A 15730-nucleotide genomic window follows, 5' to 3' on the forward strand; every position below is an offset into this window, starting at 1 on the left:
CGCCGGGACTCTCCGTGCTGTTCCCGTGCACCGGCAACAGCGCCCGTTCACCCATCGCAGAGGCCCTGCCGCGGTCAGACCCGGCGCAGGCCGCGGATCGGCCGGATGAGCAGGAGGGCGGCGCAGACGGCGGCGGTGACGCCGGTCGAGACGAACAGCAGGTCCCGGGGTTCGACGATCGAGGAGACCGGGCCGACGAGGGCCTGGCCTACGGCCACGCCCGAGACCGAGCCCGCGACCTCGTAGGCGGTCACCCGGTTGAGGACGTCCGGGGCCACCTGCGTCTGGACGCTCGTCGACCACATCACCGACCAGAACGCCCAGGAGGCGCCGCCGATCAGATGGCCCGCCATCAGCGGGGGAAGCGGAAGCTCCAGGGCGGCCGACAGCGGGATGCAGGTGAAGCCGATCATGGCGACCGCGCCCGCGGCCAAGGGGCGGGCGGGGCGGAAGCGGATCGCGACCAGGCCGCCGATCACGGTGCCGCCGCCGAGGGCGGCCATCGCCCAGCCGTAGGCGGCGTCGCCCAGGCGGTCGCCGATCAGCCGGGAGCCGAGCGGGATGTAGGGGCCGAAAACGAGCATGCCGAAGAAGACCCAGACCAGGATCACCGACCACATCCAGCTGCGGGAGCGGAACTCCGCCCAGCCGCGCCGCAGGTCGAGCAGGACCGTCGAGGGCTCCGCGGCCTTGGCGGCGGGGGCGAGCCTGATCAGGGCAAGGCACAGGCCGCTGACCACGAAGGTGCCCGCGTCGAAGGCGTAGACGGCGCCCGCGCCGGTCAGCGCCATCAGCAGCCCGGCCAGGACCGGGCCGCCGAGCTGGGTGGCCGCGTCAGCGATCTTGAGGGTGCCGTTGGCCCGCTGGGGGTCCCTGGCGACCAGCGGGACCATGCCGTTGACGCCGGGCTGGAACATCGCGGCGGCCGTGCCGGACAGCGCGGAGGCGACCAGCAGCAGCCACAGCGGCGGGGCGCCGGCGAAGAACGCGACGGCGAGCACGCCCTGGGTGAAGATCCGCACCAGGTCCGCGCCGACCATCATCGCGCGTGCGCCGATCCGGTCGGCGAAGACCCCGCCGAACAGAACGAACAGCACGAAGGGCGCCGTCCAGACGGCAAGAACGTACCCCACGCCCGAAACCCCGTAGATGGCGCCGACCGCCAGCGCCGCCGCGACCGGCATCATGGCGTCGCCCAGCAGCGACACCACCCGGGCTGCGAAGTAGAACGAGAAATCCCTGGTCCAGAGCGTGGCCGGGACGCTCGGGGCACCTTCACGATCCAGGGTCGCGGTCATGTGACGATCTCCATGACCACCTATTCTGGACATCCGCGCGCAGCGCGACAGACGTCCGCAATGACATCATTGGGTACATTCTTGCCATGAAGCATCGCGTGGTCGCCCTGCTCGGCCCGACGCAGGAGATGTACCCGGTGACCTGCGCCTCCGCCGTGTTCGGCTACCACGGCCCCGACATCCCCCACCGCTACGACTTCCGGCTCTGCGCCGAGCGTCCCGGTCCGATCCCGACCACGATGGGCGCCGACATCGTCGTCAACGACGGCCTGGAGGCCCTGGCGGAGGCCGACACGATCCTCATCGCGGGCTGGTGCCCGGGCCCGGAGGGCTCCACCGAGCTCGGCGAGGCGGTCCTGGCCGCCCACGGCCGCGGCGCGCGGATCGTCGCGATCTGCTCGGGCATATACGTCCCGGCGAGCCTGGGCCTGCTGGACGGCCGCAGCGCCGCGGCCCACTGGGAGCTCACCTGCGAGCTCGGCCGGCGCTACCCGAGGGTCCGCGCCGACGCGACCGTCCTGTACGTCGACCACGGCGACGTCGCGACGGCGGGCGCCTCGGCCACCACCGTCGACCTGTGCCTCAACCAGGTCAGACGCGACCACGGCGCGGCCCTGGCCATGCGGATCGGCCGGCAGCTGTCGGCGGCCCCGCACCGGGAGGGCCGCCAGCGCCAGTACCCCGCGCTGCCGACGACCGGGCCGGTCCCCGACTCCCTGGCCCCGCTGCTCGACTGGATCACCGCCAACCTCGACCGGCCGCTGACCCTGGAGGACATGGCGGCCCGGTCGGGGATGTCGCCGCGCACCCTCAGCCGCCACTTCGCCGAGCAGCTCGGCATCTCCCCCGGCCGCTGGCTGCTCGACCGGCGCATCGCCAGCACCCGCGCCCTGCTGGAGGAGACCGACCTTCCGGTGGAGACGATCGCCCAGCGCGTGGGCCTGTCCTCGGCGGTCAACCTGCGCCGCCGCTTCCACAACGCGCTGAGCACCACCCCGGCCGCCTACCGGCGTTCGTTCCGCTGACCATAGGGTGTGGAACCGGACAGGCCGGAGATCGTCTTGTCCAGGCGGGCCGCGCGCCCGGCCGGGGTCCGGGCCTTGAGCAGCGGCAGGATCATCAGGTAACGCGCGGTCTTGCCGAGCGCTTCGAAGCGCGCGGCGGCCCGCGGGTGGGCCACGAGCGCGGCGGCCAGGTCGGGCGGGACGGCGGCGTTGCGCTGTGCGGCGTAGGCCACCGCCCAGCGGCCGTCCGCCTGGGCGGCGGCGACCTCCGCCAGGCCGGGCGCGCGCATCCGCCCGGCGGCGATCAGGGCCTCCACGCGCTCTACGTTCATCCGCGACCAGGGGCTGCCCGTGCGGCGGCGCGAATACCGCTGCGAGTAGAAGTGCTCGTCATGGGACTTGCGCTGACTGTCGATCCAGCCGTAGCACAGCGCGACCTCCAGCGCCTGCGCGATCGTGATCGACGCGACAGGCGAACCCTTCTTGGCGATCCGCAGCCAGACTCCGCCCTCGGTCTCGTGGTGCCCGGCCAGCCATGCCTCCCACTCCGCGGCGTCCTGGAAGTGCATCATCGGCCCAGGACCTCGAGGTAGTGCCGGTTGTACATGACGCCGAGGACGTTGCCGAAGGGATCGACCACGGACGCGGTGACGAAGCCGGGGCCGCGCTCGATCGGCTTCTGGTGTGCCGTGGCGCCCAGGGACAGCAGCCGCTCGAAGGCGGCCTCGATGTCGTCCACGTGCCAGTAGGTCACCGCGCCGTCGGCCGCCTCCGGACGAGGGCAGGGAGCGAAACGGCTGTCGACGATACCGAGCTCGTGCTGGTAGTCGCCGATGCGGAACTCGACGTAGGCGGGCGGCCCCTCGATCGGGCGCGTGAAGTACGGCTCGACGCCGAGCAGTTCGGTGTACCAGCGGGCGGCGGCGGTGACGTCGTGGGCGAAGAAGCTGACGGTTGTGAGGCCTCGCAGCATCGGTGGTTCCTTCCTCAGTGGGTGACACCATCCATGCTCCGATCCAAAGTGCTCACCTTCTGCGCACTTTGCGGGAGAATCTGGTGCCATGCGCGCTGACCGTCTCGTGGCCGTCCTGCTGCTGATGCAGACCCGTGGCCGAGTGACCGCGGCCGAGCTGGCCGCCGAACTCGAGGTGTCCGTCGCCACGGCCCGCCGGGATCTGGAGGCCCTGTCGGCGGCGGGCGTCCCGGTCTATCCGCAGCCCGGACGCGGAGGCGGCTGGTCCCTCGTCGGCGGTGCCCGCACCGACCTCAGCGGCCTGACGGCGGCCGAGGCGCAAGCGCTGTTCCTGCTCGTCGGCCCCGCCGCGTCCGTCTCGGCCGAGGCCAGAGCGGCGCTCCGCAAGCTCGTGCGCGCCCTGCCCCGCACGTTCCGGGCCGACGCCGAGGCCGCCACCGACGCCACGATGATCGACCCCACCCGGTGGGGCGAACGCGACCGTCCCCGGCCCGCGATGGTCGACCTGCTGCAGACCGCCGTGGTCCGCCGCCGCAAGGTCCGCCTCACCTACGCCGGCCGCGCCCGGGAACGGACGGAACGGCTCGTCGACCCGTGGGGCCTGATCGACAAGGACGACATCTGGTACCTCCTCGCCGGAACCGACCGAGGACGGCGAACCTTCCGCGTCGACCGGATCGTCGAGGCCGAACCGACCGGCCAGCCCGCCGAACGCCCCGACGACTTCACCCTCGCCACCGCCTGGCAGGAGATCGTCGACGAGATCGAGCAGCGCCGCTCCCGCACCTGGGCGACCGTGCTCATCGAGGAGCGGTTCGTGCCGATCCTGCGCGACCAGTTCGGACGGCACTGCCACACCGACGGCGAATCCGGCCCGGGGCGCGTCCGGGTCCGCCTCGCCGCCCCGACCCCCCTGGACATCGCCCGCCACCTCGCCGGCTGGGGCACGATGATCGAAGTCATCGAACCGCGCTCCGTCCGGAACGAACTCGCCCGCATCGGCGCCGAACTCGCCGGCCGCTACATCAGCGGATATTGACGTGGAACGGACTCGTGACGCAGAACCCGAGCGGCTTTACAAAGTAAGTTTCATTCGGCGACGTGGGCCGCGGCCACCGGCCGCAGGCGCATGCCCAGACGTTCGTACAGGCTGATCGCCGCAACACCGTCAGGAAGTCGTCCCCGCACGCGGTGACCACCTCGCCGAACCGGGCCGGCTCACAGATCACAAGATGGCGCCGGGACGGTAACCGGCCGCCTGCGGATGGCGGGCGGTCACCGCGCCGACTCGCGCGACGACCTCGGAGACCTGCGCCGCCGCGGCCCCGGTGAACGGCGCCGGGTCGGCCAGCAGGGCCTCCAGCGCGGCGCGGTCCAGCGGGAACCGCTCGTCGGAGCCCAGGCGCTCCAGCAGCGGGTTGGCCGACCCGCTCTCGCGCATCGCCAGCGCCGACGACACCGCGTGCTGCTTGATCAGCTCATGGGCCGTCTCGCGGCCCACCCCGGCCCGCACCGCCGCCATGAGCATCTTGGTCGTCGCCAGGAACGGCAGGTAGCGGTCCAGCTCCGCCCCGATGACCGCGGGGAACGCCCCGAACTCCGCCAGCACCGTGAGCATGGTCTCCACCAGCCCGTCGAAGGCGAAGAACGCGTCCGGCAGCGCCACCCGGCGCACCACCGAGCACGACACGTCGCCCTCGTTCCACTGGTCGCCCGCCAGCTCGCCGGCCATCGAGGAGTACCCGCGCAGGATGACCGTGAGACCGTTGACCCGCTCGCAGGAGCGGGTGTTCATCTTGTGCGGCATGGCGCTGGAGCCGACCTGGCCCTCCTTGAAGCCCTCGGTGACCAGCTCGTGCCCGGCCATCAGCCGGATCGTCTTGGCCAGGCTCGAGGGCGCCGCCGCCAGCTGCACCAGGGCCGTCAGCACCTCGTAGTCCAGGGACCGCGGGTACACCTGGCCGACGCTGGTGAGGCGCGTCGCGAAGCCCAGATGCCGCGCCACCCGCTCCTCCAGCTCGGCGAGCTTGGCCTGGTCGCCGCCGAGCAGGTCGAGCATGTCCTGCGCGGTGCCCACCGGGCCCTTGATCCCGCGCAGCGGGTAGCGGCCGATGAGCTCCTCCAGCCGGGCGAACGCCACCAGCAGCTCGTCGGCCGCCGTGGCGAACCGCTTGCCCAGGGTGGTGGCCTGCGCGGCCACGTTGTGGGAGCGTCCGGCCATCACCAGGCCGGCGTTCCCGGCCGCCAGCTCGGCGAGGCGTGCCAGCAGCGCCACGCACCGGTCCCTGACCAGCAGCAGGCTGTCGCGGCTCTGCAGCTGCTCGACGTTCTCGGTCAGGTCGCGCGAGGTCATGCCCTTGTGCACGTGCTCGTGCCCGGCCAGGTCGTTGAACTCCTCGATGCGCGCCTTGACGTCGTGGCGGGTGAGGCGCTCGCGCTCGGCGATGGAGCCGAGGTCGACCTTCTCGGCCACCGCCTCGTAGTCGGCGACGACTCCCGGCGGCACGGGCACGCCGAGCTCGGCCTGTGCGCGCAGCACGGCCAGCCACAGCTGCCGCTCGGCCACCACCTTGTGCTCGGGCGACCACAGGCGGGCCAGCTCCGGCGAGGCGTAACGGGCGGCGAGGACGTTGGGGATACGCGGCTTGGCGGTCACGTTGCCTCAGTCTATGGGGGCCGGAGGCGGCGCCCGTACCCGGTCGGCTCCCCGCGCGGCGCCGCCCCCGGCCCTGGCCTACCGGCTGGCCAGGGCCTGCTCGTCGTACACCGTCACCGGCGCGTCGGGGGCCCCGCCGCGGCGACGGCGGAAGCGCTCCTTGGTGGCCTCGACGATGGTGTACAGGGTCGGCACCAGCACGAGTGTCAGCAGGGTGGAGGACACCAGGCCGCCGATCACCACGACCGCCAGGGGCTGGGAGATGAACCCGCCCGACCCGGTGAGCCCGACCGCCATCGGGGTCAGGGCGCAGATGGTCGCGATGGCGGTCATCAGGATGGGCCGCAGGCGGCGCCGGCCGCCCTCCACGACGGCCTCCACCACGCCCATGCCCTGCTCGCGGTACTGGTTGATCAGGTCGATCAGCACGATGGCGTTGGTGACCACGATGCCGATCAGCATCAGCATGCCGATCAGCGCCGGGACGCCGAGCGGCGTGTCGGTAACCCGCAGCAGCCCGATGGCGCCGGTCGCCGCGAAGGGGATGGACACCAGCAGGATCATCGGCTGGGCGAAGCTGCGGAAGGTCGCCACCATGATCATGAAGACGATGGCGATGGCCGCCAGCATGGCCAGGCCCAGCTGCGAGAACGCCTCACTCTGGTCGGCGCTCACCCCGCCGATGCTGTAGCTCACCCCGGCGGGCAGCGTCAGCCCCTTCATCCTCTCGGTGATCTTGGCCGTGACGCTGCCGAGGTCGCTGGCCGTCGCCGCGGCCGACACCGACGCCGTGCGGTCGCCGTCCTTGCGGGTGATCTGCGTGGGGCCGGCGACCTGCCGCACCTCGGCCACGCTGGACAGCTTCACCAGCCCGGAGGCCGCCGGAAGCTGCAGCGCGCGCACCGCCGCCAGGTCATCGGGCGTCTTGGCGCCGGTCCGCAGGATGATGTCGCTGACCTGCCCGTCCAGGGAGACCTGGCCGAGCGGCGCCCCGCGGAAGGCCTGGGCGACGCTCTGGCCGATGCCCGCCTCGGTCAGCCCCTTGGCGGCCGCCTTCTTCCTGTCGACCCTGACCTCGATGCGGGGCGCGCTGGCCTCCAGGTTGGAGGTCACGTCGCGCAGTCCGTCGATCTGGCGCATCGCCGCCAGCACGGTGCCGGCGCCCGACTGCAGCGCCTGCAGGTCCGGTCCCTGGAGGATGACCTCGGCGCGGTCGGAGGCGAATCCGCCGCCGCCCTGCCCGCCGACGGTCACCTCGCCCACCTCGCGCAGCGCGGCCAGGCGGTCGCGCAGCGTCCGTTCCAGTGCCGGGGTGTCGGTGCCCTCCGCGACCGTCACCGAGTAGGAGGCCCGGTCGGCCGAGCCTCCGACGCCGCCGGAGAAGGTGCCGCCGGAGCCGACGTTGACCTGGTAGGAGGCGATGCCGCCGATCGAGGCGAGCACCTGCTCGACCTTCTTGGCCGCCGCGTCGGTGGTCGCCAGGTCGGTGCCGGCCGGCATCTTCTGGGTGACCGAGATGGTGTCGTTGCCCGAGGAGTCGATGAAGTTGGTCTTCAGGCCCGGCGCCAGCGCCAGCGTCCCGGCGAACACCGCGAATCCGATGAGCAGGGTCACCAGCCGGCGCCGCGTCGCGAACCGCAGCACGGGCAGGTAGATCCGCTGGAGGGGGCTGCGCAGCTCCTTGGCCTCGGCCCGGGCGCGCACCGCCCGCGCCTCCTCCGGCGACAGGTGCGGGGCCTTGAGGAACCAGTACGCCAGCACCGGGATCACCGTCAGGGAGACCAGCAGCGACGCCAGCAGCGCCACCGTAACGGTGATCGCGAACGGCGCGAACAGCTGGCCGATCATGCCGCCGACGAAGGCGATGGGCAGGAAGACCGCCACCGTGGTGAGCGTGGAGGCGGTGACCGCGCCGCTCACCTCGCGCACCGCCGCCAGCACCGCCGCGCGTTTGGCCTCGCCGTACCCGAGGTGCCGCTTGATGTTCTCCAGCACCACGATCGAGTCGTCGACCACCCGGCCGATCGCGATCGTCAGCGCGCCGAGCGTCAGCAGGTTCAGCGAGTAGTCCCCCGCCCACAGCGCGATGAGCGCGATGATCACCGACAGCGGGATCGACACCGCGGTCACGATCGTCGAGCGCAGCGACAGCAGGAACAGCAGGATGACGATCACCGCGAAGATCAGGCCGAGCAGGCCCTCGGTGGACAGGTCCTCGATCGAGCGCTCGACGTAGGGCGCCTGGTCGAACACCACGGTGATCTCCGAGGCGTCGCCCAGCGCCCGGGTCAGCCCGGACAGCTTGTCGCGCACGTCGTGGGAGATCTGGACGGCGTTCCCGTCGGGGGTCATCGTGATCGACATGCCGAGGCTCGGGGTGCCGTTGGTCCGGGTGATCGTGGTGGCGTCGGCCGGCTTCTCCTCGATCGTGGCGACGTCGCCGAGCTTCACCGGCTTGGGCGCCGGCGGGACCGCCCGGGCCTGGCCCGCCGTACCCGAGGACGCCGTGCCCTGCCCCTGGCCTCGGGCTTGTCCCTGGCCCTGCGCCGCCTGGCCGCTCTGCCCGGGCGAGGAGCTCTGCGGCCGGGAGGCGTTCTGGGACTGCGCCGCGGGGGCCTGCGGCGTGAGGTAGAGGTTCCGCAGGTCCTCCACCGAGGAGATCCGCCGGCCGATCTGCACGGTCAGCGTCTTGCCGTCCTCGGTGAGGCTGCCGGCCGGGATCGGCGTGCCGTTGGACCGCAGCACCTCGGGGATCGACGCCGGCGACAGCCCGAGCAGGGCCATCCGCACCAGGTCGGGGGTGATCACCACTGTCTGCTCGCGCGCCCCGGTGACCGACACATCCCGCACACCGGTGACGCCGCCGAGCTCGGGGACCGCGATGCGCTCCAGCTTGTCCAGCATGTCGCGCTGGTCGCCGCCGTCGCCCACCGCCAGCACCATCACCGGGATGTCGTCGGTGTTGCCCGCCACCACCGTGGGCTCCACGCCCGCGGGCAGGCGGGCGCCGAGCCGGGTGATCGCCTGCTGCAGCTTGCCGACCGCGGCCTCCACGTCGGTGCCGTACTCGAACGACACCTGGACCTGCGCCACGCCCTCCCGGGAGGTGGAGGTCACCTCGGTGACCCCGGCGATGCCCTGCAGGCCGCTCTCGATAGGCTTGGTGACCTGCTCCTCGACGATGTCGGGAGAAGCGCCGGTGTAGGGCGCCACCACGAAGGCCCCGGGGAACGACAGCGAAGGCAGCAGCTGCTGCTTCAGCGAGGGGATCGCGAAGGCACCGAACGCGCTGATCACAACCGCGATCATGATGACGAGGCTGCGATTGGCGAGGCTGAGCCTGGCCAGAGCGGTCATAGACGTGGACCTTCCGGGAGCGCGTGAAGCCAAGAGTTTCGGGCAATGCTAACACTTCGCGTAATACGAATATTTAGCGTTGTCTTGAACAACTGGTAACCTGACCACGCCCGGGCGGAAGGTGGACGTGGACGAAAGACAAGAGCTCATCGCCCGGATCGGCGAGGCGCAGCACACCCTCGGGCGGTTGTTCTCCCACGACCGCTCGATGCCCCTGCTCGCCCTCAACCTGACGATGCAGCAGCTCAAGGTGGCCCTCATCCTCGCAGGCCGGGGCTCGGTCCCCGGCCAGGAGCTCGCCACCGCCCTCGGCACCGGCCTCGGCACCGTCACCGGCATCGTCGACCGCCTCGTCGCCCAAGGGCTGGTCGCCCGCCGCGAGGACCCCAGCGACCGCCGCATCCGCCGCGTCGAGCTCACCGACGCCGGACGGCGGATGACCGAGGAGCTCATCGACGCCGGCATGACCGGCTACCGCCGGCTGCTGGACCGGCTGGACACCGGCACCCTGCGCGACCTCGACGAGGTCATGGGCAAGCTGTGCGCCGCCGCCGCCGAGCTCTACGGCCCCTGCTGATAATTTCGGTCCCCATGCACCCGCAGGACACCCCCGCCCCCACTAACCCCGCGCAGAACGGCAGCCTCCAGGAGCTGTTCTCCCTGTCCGGCCGCACCGCCCTGGTCACCGGCGGCAGCTCGGGCATCGGACAGGCCATGGCCGAGGCGATCGGCCGCGCCGGCGCCGCCGTCGTCATCGTCGCCCGCAGGCAGTCCGAGCTCGACCGCGCCACCGGCCGCCTGCGCGACCTCGGGGTGCGCGCGGCCTCCATCGCCGGCGACCTCGGCGAGGCGGCCGACGTGCGGCGGGTGTGCGACCAGGCCGCCGCCCTCTTCGGCGAGATCGACATCCTGGTCAACGTGGCCGCCAACAACATCCGCCGGCCCATGGGCGAGCTCACCCCCGAGGACTACGACCTCACCATGCGGGTCAACATCACCGCCCCGTACACACTCGGCCAGCACTTCGGGCCGCGCATGGCCGAGCGCGGGTGGGGCCGCATCATCAACGTCGGATCCCAGCAGTCCATCAGCGCGTTCGGCGACAGCGGCGCCTACGGCGTCAGCAAGGCCGCCATCACCGGCCTCAGCCGCTCCCAGGCCGAGGCGTGGTCGCGCCACGGGGTGTGCAGCAACACCGTCGTGCCGGGCTTCGTGCTCACCCCGCTCACCGCGCCCGCCCAGGCCATCCCCGGCCGCGTGGAGGCGCTCGCCGCCCGCTCGATGGCCGGCCGCAACGGCCTGCCCGCCGACTTCGCCGGCATCGCCGTCATGCTCGCCGGCGACGCCTCGGCCTACATCACCGGCCAGACCATCTGCGTCGACGGCGGCTTCTCGGTCCACTGACCGCCCTCAGCATCGAGCGCGACCGCATCCTGACCGACGTCTCGCTGTACTGGCTGACAGGCACGGCCGGATCGGCGGCGCAGTGCCGGGCTCGTGGGTGCTCGGTTTGGAACGAGCAGGCCCCGAGGTGACAGCGGTCTCGCTGAAATCCCGCACCCGGCCGAGCGGCTTTACAAAGTAAGTTCACTGGGTGCGTTTGACTTGGAGCGCACTCCAAGGGCGAGACTGAAGGCCATGGACGAGGGCATCACCATCGCCGAGGTCGCTCACCGCACCGGCCTCACGGCGCACACGCTCCGCTACTACGAGCGTGCCGGGCTGCTGCCCTCCCCGCCCCCACGGGGAACCGGCGGCCACCGGTCCTGCACCAAGCGCGACCTCGACTGGGTCGTGCTGCCGTCCCGGCTGCGGACCACCGGCATGTCGATCGCCGACATGCGCCGGTACGCCGAGCCGGCCCGGGACAGCATGCCGGCCGCCGCCCAGCGCCTGGAGCTGCCGCTCGTCCACCGCGCGCAGGTCGCCGCCCGCATCGAGCAGTTGCGGGGCGACCTGGCGCTCATCGACCGCAAGATCCAGACCTACCGCGAAAGCATCGAGGAGCACACCCGATGAAGCAGCGAACCCTCGGTCAGGGCCTGACCGTCTCCGCTCTCGGACTCGGCTGCATGGGCATGAGCGAGTTCTACGGCACCGGCGACGAGGCCGAGTCCACCGCGACCCTGCACCGGGCCCTGGACCTCGGCGTCACCTTCCTGGACACCGCCGACATATACGGGCCGTTCACCAACGAGCAGCTGGTCGGCAAGGCGATCGCCGGGCGCAGGGACGAGGTCGTCCTGGCCACCAAGTTCGGCATCGAGCGCAGGCCCGACGGCACCCGCGTCGGCGTCAACGGCCGTCCGGACTACCTGCGCCAGGCCTGCGACGCCTCCCTGCGGCGGCTGGGGGTCGACCACATCGACCTGTACTACCAGCACCGCGTCGACTCCTCGGTACCGATCGAGGACACCTGGGGCGCGCTGGCCGAGCTGGTCGCCGCCGGAAAGGTGCGCCACCTCGGCATCTCCGAGGCCACGCCCGACGCCGTGCGCCGCGCCCACGCGGTCCACCCGATCACCGCGGGCCAGTACGAGTACTCCCTGTTCACCCGGGACCCCGAGGAGCAGATCCTGCCCCTCTTCCGCGAGCTCGGCATCGGCCTGGTCGCCTACAGCCCGCTCGGCCGCGGGTTCCTCACCGGCACGATCACCAGCCCCGACCAGTTCGACGCCGGCGACTTCCGCGCCTCCAACCCCCGATTCCAGGGCGAGAACTTCGCCGCCAACCGGGCACTGGTCGCCGAGCTCGAGCAGGTCGCGCACGGCAAGGGCGTCACCCCGGCCCAGCTCGCCCTGGCCTGGGTGCTCGCCCAGGGGCAGGACGTGGTCCCCATTCCCGGCACCAAGCGCCGCGCCTACCTCGAGCAGAACGTCGCCGCGCTGGACATCGCCCTGACCGCCGAGGAGCTCACAGTGCTGGAGAAGGCCGCCCCCAAGGGCGCGGTCGCCGGAGAACGCTACGCCGCCGGCAACGTTCCGCAGATCAGGTCCTGACCACCCGGGCGCCGCGGTCAGGACAGATGGCGGCCGAACAGGCGGGCCACCCGGGCCAGCGTCTCGCGCACGTTGGCCTCCGTCGTCGCGGCGCGGGCCTCCTGGACGGACAGCCACCTCAGCGGCGCCTCGGGGTTCTCCGGGCGGGCCGCGTCCGGGGTGGCGGTCGCCAGCAGGAACCGCAGGTCGGCGTGCTCGTGCGCGGGCTCGCGCGCGCCGGCCGTCACCGGGACGACGACGATGTGCGCGATCGAGGCCCGCGAGGGGTCGGGCCACGGCGTCAGATCGCCGAGGCCGGTCTCCTCGCGGCTCTCCCGCAGCGCGATGGCGAGCGGATCGGTCTCGCCCGGATCGGCGTGCCCGCCGACCTGGAGCCACGCCCGCTGGCGCGCGTGCCACCGCAGCAGCACCCTGCGGGTCGGCGGATGGACGATCAGCGCCGAGACGGTCGCGTGCAACGCCGTCGAACGGCCCCAGGGGTCACCGGCCGCCGGCAACGCGCGAGCGCGCTCCAGATCGGCCGCCTCCAGCGCCGTCGAGGGCCGGTACGCGGCCAGCGCCTCGACCAGCGGATCGACGACCTCCACACCGTCCGGCGCCGCCATTTCCCACCCCCGGGATCAGATGTCCGGCGCGGCCGTCCACGGCCACCGCCGCGTTCCGCGCACGACCGCCCGAGACTCGCATACGGCGGCGCCCGGCGACAAACCGTTTACGCCGCCGCCGGCCCCGGCTACGGCTTCGGGGGCTCGGCGGCCTCCGCCACCGGGGCGCCGCACGCGGCGGCCCGTCGCAGCAGCAGCTCGCGCTCGCGGTCGTTGCGCGTGAGCGAGGCCGCCCGCTGGAACTCCTCGCGCGCCTCGGCCGCCCGGCCGAGCCTGGCCAGCAGGTCGCCGCGCACGCTCGGCAGCAGGTGGTAACCCTTCAGGGCGGGCTCGTCGGCCAGCTCCTCCACCAGCGCCAGGCCGGCGGCCGCGCCGAAGGCCATCGACAGCGCCACCGCGCGGTTGAGCTCCACGACCGGGGAGGGCACCTGCCGCACCAGCGCCTCGTACAGGGCGGCGATGCGGATCCAGTCGGTCTGCTCGGCGGTGCGCGCCCGGGCGTGGCAGGCGGCGATCGCGGCCTGCAGGCCGTAGGGGCCCAGGGGACCGCCGGGCGCCTCGGCACGCTCCAGCGCCGCCAGGCCCTGCTCGATGAGGGTGCGGTCCCACCGCTCCCGGTCCTGGTCGAGCAGCAGGACCGGCTCCCCCGACGGCCCGACGCGGGCGCCGGAGCGGGAGGCCTGGATCCGCATGAGCGCGACCAGGCCGTGCACCTCGGGCTCGGCGGGCATCAGCCCGGCCAGGAGCCGGCCCAGCCGCAGCGCCTCCTCGCACAGCGCCGGGCGCATCCAGTCGTCGCCCGTGGTCGCGGTGTAACCCTCGTTGAACACCAGGTAGACGACCTCCAGCACCGACGACAGCCGGCCGGCCAGCTCCGCGCCGGCGGGGACCTCGAAGGGGACGCGGGCCTGGGCCAGGGTGCGCTTGGCCCGCACGATGCGCTGGGCCACCGTCGCCTCCCCCACCAGGAACGCGCGCGCGATCTCCTCGGTCTTCAGCCCCCCGAGCATCCGCAGCGTGAGCGCGACCCGGGCCTCGGTGGACAGCACGGGGTGGCAGGCGGTGAAGATCAGCCGCAGCAGGTCGTCCTCGATGGCGCCTTCCAGGGAGTCCTCCAGGGACGCGTCGTCCTCCCCCTCGGTCAGCAGCTCATGGCCGAGCTCCTCCACCTTGCGCTCCAGCCGCTGCCGCCGGCGCAGCAGGTCGACCGCGCGGCGCTTGCCGACGGCCATGAGCCAGGCGCCGGGGTTGCGCGGGACGCCTTCGCGCGGCCACTGCTCCAAGGCCGCCACCAGGGCGTCCTGGGCCAGTTCCTCGGCCACTCCGATGTCGCGCACGATGCCCGCCAGGCCGGCGGTGACCCGCGCCGACTCGGCTCTCCAGACCGCGTCGACCGCCCGATGTGCCTCAGAGACCGCCACGGCGACCTATCAGAGCATCCCGCCGCCGCCCTGGCAACCAGGGCGGGACCGGGTTCACCTCATCGGCGTGGACATCATGTGCTCGACCAGCGAGGTGGTGTGCTTGGCGTACCGGAACAGCGGGTGGGCCAGCACCTCGCGCAGGAACGACAGGTCGGTGCACAGCCCGGGCCCCTGGACGGTGAACTCCTCCAGCGCCCGGTCGGCCCTGGCCAGCGCCTGCGCGCGCGAGGGCGCCCACACCGACACCTTGGCGATCAGCGGGTCGTAGTCGGCCGTGATCCGCAGGCCGGCGGCGGCGTGGGTGTCGACCCGGGTGAACGGGCCGCCCGGCGGGACGAACCGCTCGATGAGGCCGGGCGTGGGCAGGAACCCGCGCGCGGGGTCCTCGGCGTTCACCCGGCACTCGATCGCCACGCCCGAGGAGGCGATGTCGGACTGGCCGAACGACAGCGGCTGCCCGGCCGCGACCAGCAGTTGCTCGCGTACCAGGTCGATGCCGGTCACCATCTCGGTGATGGGGTGTTCCACCTGCAGCCGGCAGTTCACCTCGATGAAGTGGCAGGCGCCCCGCTCGTCCAGCACGTACTCGAAGGTGCCCGCGCCGACGTATCCGGCGGTGCGGGCGGCGTGCACGGTGAGCTCGCCGAGGCGTTCGATGGTGGCCATGGGAAGGTTGGGCGGCGGGGTCTCCTCGATGAGCTTCTGCCGGCGCCGCTGCACCGAGCAGTCGCGTGCGCCCAGGTGGACGACGTTGCCGTGGCCGTCGGCCAGGACCTGCACCTCGACGTGCCGGGCCGCGTCCAGGTACTTCTCCACGTACACCCGGGGGTCGCCGAACAGGACCATCGCCTCGCGGCGGGTGGTGGCGAACGCGCGGGCGAACTCGCCGGGCTCGTGCACCACCGTCATGGCGCGGCCGCCGCCGCCGGCGGAGGCCTTGATCACGACCGGATAGCCGACGGCGTCGGCCGTGCGGGCGGCCTCGGTGGCGCCGGCGGCGGGTCCGGTGCCGCCCGGCAGTACGGGAAGTTTGGCGGCGATGGCGAACTCCCTGGCCGACACCTTGTCCCCCAGCCGCGCGATCACCTGCGGAGGCGGACCGATCAGGGTCAGCCCGTGCGCCTGGCAGATCTCGGCGAACTCGGCGCTCTCCGACAGGAAGCCGTATCCGGGATGGATCGCGTCGGCCCCGGTCTGCAGGGCGGCGGCGACGATCGCGGCCGGGTTGAGGTAGCTGTGCCGCGGCGCGGCCGGTCCGATCTGGACCGACTCGTCGGCAAGGCGCACCGCCGGGGAGTCGCGGTCCACCGTGGAGTGGGCGACCACCGTGCGGACTCCCATCTCGCGGCACGTCCGAAGCACGCGCAGGGCGATCTCGCCCCGGTTGGCGATCAGAACTGTGGTGAACATCGGG

Annotated in this window: 14 protein-coding genes; 6 read left to right on the forward strand and 8 right to left on the reverse strand. The window is 72.6% G+C overall.

The genetic code is table 11. From position 1 onward, the window contains the following. Positions 1-74 precede the first annotated feature (74 nt). Positions 75-1298 carry an MFS transporter gene (locus MYF83_RS02495; RefSeq protein WP_248958487.1) on the reverse strand — a complete coding sequence of 408 codons (1224 nt, stop codon included), beginning with the start codon at positions 1296-1298 and terminating at the stop codon, positions 75-77. 86 nt (positions 1299-1384) lie between these two features. On the opposite strand from MYF83_RS02495, the gene MYF83_RS02500 reads away from it, so the two are divergent. Beyond that, positions 1385-2323 carry a GlxA family transcriptional regulator gene (locus tag MYF83_RS02500; protein WP_248958488.1) on the forward strand — a complete coding sequence of 313 codons (939 nt, stop codon included), beginning with the start codon at positions 1385-1387 and terminating at the stop codon, positions 2321-2323. Here the strand turns inward: MYF83_RS02500 and MYF83_RS02505 are convergent. Next, positions 2302-2874, reverse strand: a complete 573-nt coding sequence (locus MYF83_RS02505; RefSeq protein ID WP_248958489.1) for a YdeI/OmpD-associated family protein — start codon at positions 2872-2874, stop codon at positions 2302-2304. The genes MYF83_RS02500 and MYF83_RS02505 overlap by 22 nt on opposite strands. Beyond that, on the reverse strand, positions 2871-3275 hold the full coding sequence (locus MYF83_RS02510; RefSeq protein ID WP_248958490.1) for a VOC family protein: 405 nt from the start codon (positions 3273-3275) through the stop codon (positions 2871-2873). The genes MYF83_RS02505 and MYF83_RS02510 overlap by 4 nt, the downstream gene beginning before the upstream one ends. An 88-nt stretch (positions 3276-3363) precedes the next feature. Between MYF83_RS02510 and MYF83_RS02515 the strand changes: the two genes are divergently transcribed. Continuing rightward, positions 3364-4314, forward strand: a complete 951-nt coding sequence (locus tag MYF83_RS02515; protein WP_248958491.1) for a helix-turn-helix transcriptional regulator — start codon at positions 3364-3366, stop codon at positions 4312-4314. 186 nt (positions 4315-4500) lie between these two features. Here MYF83_RS02515 and purB read toward each other — a convergent pair whose 3' ends face one another. Beyond that, the gene (gene purB, locus MYF83_RS02520; RefSeq protein ID WP_248958492.1) at positions 4501-5931 is read right to left on the reverse strand and encodes an adenylosuccinate lyase; all 1431 of its coding nucleotides are present in this window, start codon (positions 5929-5931) and stop codon (positions 4501-4503) included. 78 nt (positions 5932-6009) lie between these two features. Further along, the gene (locus tag MYF83_RS02525; protein WP_248958493.1) at positions 6010-9288 is read right to left on the reverse strand and encodes an efflux RND transporter permease subunit; all 3279 of its coding nucleotides are present in this window, start codon (positions 9286-9288) and stop codon (positions 6010-6012) included. A 127-nt stretch (positions 9289-9415) separates the two neighbouring features. Here MYF83_RS02525 and MYF83_RS02530 point away from each other — a divergent pair, with 127 nt between their 5' ends. From MYF83_RS02530 to MYF83_RS02545, 4 genes are all read left to right on the forward strand, one after another. Then, the gene (locus MYF83_RS02530; RefSeq protein ID WP_248958494.1) at positions 9416-9865 is read left to right on the forward strand and encodes a MarR family winged helix-turn-helix transcriptional regulator; all 450 of its coding nucleotides are present in this window, start codon (positions 9416-9418) and stop codon (positions 9863-9865) included. A gap of 14 nt (positions 9866-9879) precedes the next feature. Continuing rightward, complete coding sequence (locus MYF83_RS02535; protein ID WP_248958495.1) at positions 9880-10692, forward strand: SDR family NAD(P)-dependent oxidoreductase; 813 nt, start codon at positions 9880-9882, stop codon at positions 10690-10692. A 234-nt stretch (positions 10693-10926) separates the two neighbouring features. Further along, positions 10927-11307 (forward strand): MerR family transcriptional regulator, encoded by a 381-nt coding sequence (locus MYF83_RS02540; RefSeq protein ID WP_248958496.1) that lies wholly within the window; start codon positions 10927-10929, stop codon positions 11305-11307. Next, positions 11304-12287, forward strand: coding sequence for an aldo/keto reductase (locus tag MYF83_RS02545; protein ID WP_248958497.1), 984 nt, complete (start codon positions 11304-11306; stop codon positions 12285-12287). The genes MYF83_RS02540 and MYF83_RS02545 overlap by 4 nt, the downstream gene beginning before the upstream one ends. A gap of 17 nt (positions 12288-12304) precedes the next feature. On the opposite strand, the gene MYF83_RS02550 is transcribed toward MYF83_RS02545, so the two are convergent. The 3 genes from MYF83_RS02550 to MYF83_RS02560 all read right to left on the reverse strand — a co-directional run bounded on the left by MYF83_RS02550 (position 12305) and on the right by MYF83_RS02560 (position 15726). After that, positions 12305-12892 carry an NUDIX hydrolase gene (locus MYF83_RS02550; protein ID WP_248958498.1) on the reverse strand — a complete coding sequence of 196 codons (588 nt, stop codon included), beginning with the start codon at positions 12890-12892 and terminating at the stop codon, positions 12305-12307. A gap of 128 nt (positions 12893-13020) precedes the next feature. Further along, positions 13021-14313: an RNA polymerase sigma factor gene (locus MYF83_RS02555; RefSeq protein ID WP_248958499.1), complete on the reverse strand. Its 1293-nt coding sequence runs from the start codon at positions 14311-14313 to the stop codon at positions 13021-13023. 54 nt (positions 14314-14367) lie between these two features. Then, positions 14368-15726, reverse strand: a complete 1359-nt coding sequence (locus MYF83_RS02560) for an acetyl-CoA carboxylase biotin carboxylase subunit (protein ID WP_248958500.1) — start codon at positions 15724-15726, stop codon at positions 14368-14370. Positions 15727-15730: the final 4 nt, after the last annotated feature.

The sequence above is a fragment of the Sphaerisporangium perillae genome, from assembly GCF_023276435.1.
Taxonomy (GTDB): Bacteria; Actinomycetota; Actinomycetes; order Streptosporangiales; family Streptosporangiaceae; genus Sphaerisporangium; species Sphaerisporangium perillae.

Excerpts from the sequence above, each read along its gene's own strand:
- MYF83_RS02495 (WP_248958487.1), bottom strand. The coding sequence starts at position 1,298 with ATGACCGCGACCCTGGATCGTGAAGGTGCCCCGAGCGTCCCGGCCACG.
- MYF83_RS02500 (WP_248958488.1), top strand. The coding sequence starts at position 1,385 with ATGAAGCATCGCGTGGTCGCCCTGCTCGGCCCGACGCAGGAGATGTAC.
- MYF83_RS02505 (WP_248958489.1), bottom strand. The coding sequence starts at position 2,874 with ATGATGCACTTCCAGGACGCCGCGGAGTGGGAGGCATGGCTGGCCGGG.
- MYF83_RS02510 (WP_248958490.1), bottom strand. The coding sequence starts at position 3,275 with ATGCTGCGAGGCCTCACAACCGTCAGCTTCTTCGCCCACGACGTCACC.
- MYF83_RS02515 (WP_248958491.1), top strand. The coding sequence starts at position 3,364 with ATGCGCGCTGACCGTCTCGTGGCCGTCCTGCTGCTGATGCAGACCCGT.
- MYF83_RS02525 (WP_248958493.1), bottom strand. The coding sequence starts at position 9,288 with ATGACCGCTCTGGCCAGGCTCAGCCTCGCCAATCGCAGCCTCGTCATC.
- MYF83_RS02535 (WP_248958495.1), top strand. The coding sequence starts at position 9,880 with ATGCACCCGCAGGACACCCCCGCCCCCACTAACCCCGCGCAGAACGGC.
- MYF83_RS02540 (WP_248958496.1), top strand. The coding sequence starts at position 10,927 with ATGGACGAGGGCATCACCATCGCCGAGGTCGCTCACCGCACCGGCCTC.
- MYF83_RS02545 (WP_248958497.1), top strand. The coding sequence starts at position 11,304 with ATGAAGCAGCGAACCCTCGGTCAGGGCCTGACCGTCTCCGCTCTCGGA.
- MYF83_RS02550 (WP_248958498.1), bottom strand. The coding sequence starts at position 12,892 with ATGGCGGCGCCGGACGGTGTGGAGGTCGTCGATCCGCTGGTCGAGGCG.
- MYF83_RS02560 (WP_248958500.1), bottom strand. The coding sequence starts at position 15,726 with ATGTTCACCACAGTTCTGATCGCCAACCGGGGCGAGATCGCCCTGCGC.